The organism is Paracoccus sp. UBA889, assembly GCA_002294185.1.
Taxonomy (GTDB): Bacteria; Pseudomonadota; Alphaproteobacteria; order Rhodobacterales; family Rhodobacteraceae; genus Paracoccus.
The window spans coordinates 37,624-39,164 of record DBFD01000045.1 but is presented as its reverse complement, the minus strand read 5'-3'; the positions used below and the strand labels follow the sequence as shown (position 1 = coordinate 39,164).

The window sequence follows — 1,541 nt, the reverse complement described above, 5'->3', positions numbered from 1 at the left end:
ATCGAGGCCGAGGCCGCGATGCTGGGCCAGCCGATCTCGATGCTGATCCCAGAGGTGGTGGGCTTCAAGATCACCGGCGCGATGAGGGAAGGCGTCACCGCGACCGACCTGGTGCTGAAGGTCACGATGATGCTGCGCAAGCATGGCGTCGTGGGCAAGTTCGTCGAATTCTATGGTGACGGGCTGGACAACATGCCGCTGGCCGACCGTGCCACCATCGGCAACATGGCGCCCGAATACGGCGCCACCTGCGGTTTCTTCCCGATCGATCAGGTGACCCTGCGCTATCTGGAACAGACCGGCCGCGACAAGGATCGCATCGCGCTGGTCGAGGCCTATGCCAAGGAAAACGGCATGTGGCGCGACAAGGATTACCAGCCTGTCTATTCCTCGACGCTGGAACTGGATCTGGCCGATGTGGTGCCCGCGATTTCGGGCCCCAAGCGTCCGCAGGACCACACCCCGCTGGACCAGTCGGCCGATGCCTTCATGAAACTGGTTCGCGGCATCCGTTTGCCCGACGAATCGCGCGAGGCCGAAAAGACCTGGAAAGCCGAGGGCGGCGCGCGCGAGCCGGGCTATGTTCCCGGCGGCCGCCACCAGGGCTTTTCCGAAGGTCCGGTCGAGGGCGAGGATTACAAGCTTCACGACGGCAGCATCGTGATCGCCTCGATCACCTCCTGCACCAATACCTCGAACCCCTCGGTGATGATGGCCGCGGGTCTGGTCGCCCGCAAGGCGCGGCAGCTTGGCCTGACGCGCAAGCCCTGGGTCAAGACCTCGCTGGCCCCCGGTTCGCAGGTCGTCAGCGAATATCTGAAGGCGGCCGGGCTGCAGGAGGATCTGGACGCCATCGGCTTTGATCTGGTGGGTTACGGCTGCACCACCTGCATCGGCAATTCCGGTCCGCTGGAACCGGCGATCTCGAAATCCATCGCCGACAACGACCTGATTGCGGTCTCGGTCCTGTCGGGCAACCGAAACTTCGAAGGCCGGATCAGCCCCGATGTGCGCGCCAACTACCTGGCCTCGCCGCCGCTGGTCGTGGCCTACGCGCTGGCCGGCGACATGAATGTCGACCTGACCCGCGATCCTCTGGGGCAGGACAAGGACGGCAACGATGTCTATCTGAAGGATCTGTGGCCGAGCACGAAAGAGGTCGCCGACATGGTTGCCAGCATCGTCACGCGCGAGATGTTCATCGACAAATACGCCGATGTCTTCAAGGGTGATGAGCGCTGGCGTGGCGTCGAGGTGACCGACAGCGAAACATATGACTGGCCGTCAAGCTCGACCTATATCCAGAACCCGCCCTATTTCCAGGGCATGTCGAACGATCCGGGCAAGATCGAGAATATCGAGGGTGCCCGCATCCTGGCGCTGCTGGGCGACATGATCACCACCGATCACATCTCGCCCGCAGGATCGTTCAAGGAATCGACCCCGGCCGGGAAATACCTGACCGAACGGCAGGTGCCGCCGCGCGAATTCAACAGCTACGGGTCGCGCCGGGGCAATCACGAGGTGATGATGCGCGGCAC

General features: G+C 63.2%; 1 protein-coding gene. It reads left to right on the top strand.

Annotated elements, in window-relative coordinates:
* The coding region (gene acnA, locus B4L36_RS08015; protein WP_292955096.1) for an aconitate hydratase AcnA at window positions 1-1,541 on the top strand (1,541 nt) is incomplete at both ends.